The 1,452-nt window shown below is 30.4% G+C and carries 1 pseudogene; it reads left to right on the forward strand.

The features are described 5' to 3' along the window. Positions 1-1,452, forward strand: a pseudogene (locus tag JG677_RS08135) (hypothetical protein); the annotation flags it as partial.

A 1,452-nucleotide genomic window follows, 5' to 3' on the forward strand; every position in this document is an offset into this window, starting at 1 on the left:
ATGGTGCTACTATAGATACCTTCACTAATGAAGGCACTATAGGAAATGGTGTTTCTAAATTTGGTATCACAGTTTGGGGAAAAGATGGATCTAAATCTACAATCAATAATTTTAGTAATAGTGGAACTATTCATTCAAAAAATGAAGCTATATATTTTAATAATGCTGATATTCAAACTTTTAACAATAGTGGAACTATTAAAAGTAACTCTCATCAAGGAGTAAGCTTAAAGAGTGGATCAACTATAGAAACTTTTAACAATAGTGGAATTATTCAAAGTAGTAATTATGGAGTAAATATAGAAAATGGAGCAGCTATAAATACTTTTACTAATGAAAGTAGCGGAAGTATTATTGCTTCTAGTGCTAGTGCTAATGCTATAAATTTTGCACAAGGAACTTCAACTTCTACTTTTTTAAATCAAGGAACCATTCAAGGTGGAAGTAGTACAGCTAGTATAAATATGGGAGAAAGTGGTTCAAATGGTGTTACCATAGAAAGCTTTGAAAATACTGGCACTATAGGAAATGGTGTTTCTAAATTTGGTATCACAGTTTGGGGAAAAGATGGATCTAAATCTACAATCAATAATTTTAGCAATAGTGGAACTATTCATTCAAAAAATGGTGAAAGTATTTATCTTGGTAATACTGAAATTAAAACTTTTAGTAATAGTGGAACTATTAAAAGTAATAGTGGAAAAGGTGTAAATGTATCAAGTGGTTCAAGTATAGAGAATTTTAGCAATAGTGGAACCATTCAAGGTGGAAGTAATGCTGCTAGTGTTAGTATAGGAGATAGTAGTAGCGGTGGTGTTACTATAGAAAGCTTTGAAAATACTGGCATTATAGGAAATGGTGCTTCTAAATTTGGTATAACATTTTGGGGAACAAACAGTAATAAATCTACAATCAATAATTTTAGCAATAGTGGAACTATAAGTTCAAACAATGGTGAAGCTATTTATCTTGGTAAAACTGAGATTAAAACTTTTAATAATAGTGGTTTAATTTCTGGTATTAAAGGTTTAAATTTAAGTGTGGGTATTATAAATAATTTTACCAATAAAGGAACTATAGAATCAACTAGTGACAACGCATTTACTGGAGCTATTTATCTTATGACTCAATATAATAGCACTTCCACTATTGATAATTTAACCAATGAAGGTCTTATTAAATCAAAATCTCAAGGTATCTCAGCAGAAGCTGGAAATAAAATTAATACTATTATTAATAAAGGCACTATAGAAGCTGATTTAAATGGTATAACTTTTTTTGATCATGGTGGTTCTAGCGGCAATACTATGGAACTAGGAAGAATTATCCTAGAAAAAGGTAGTAGCATTAAAGCTGGAAATAATGGTATTAATATAGATGGAACCTCTAAAGATATAGAAGCTGAAGCTATTGAAGTTCAAAGTGGTGCTGTTGTAGAAGGTGGTAATTCTG

Origin of the sequence: Campylobacter sp. TTU-622, assembly GCF_016598965.1 — a bacterium.
Lineage (GTDB): Bacteria > Campylobacterota > Campylobacteria > Campylobacterales > Campylobacteraceae > Campylobacter_D.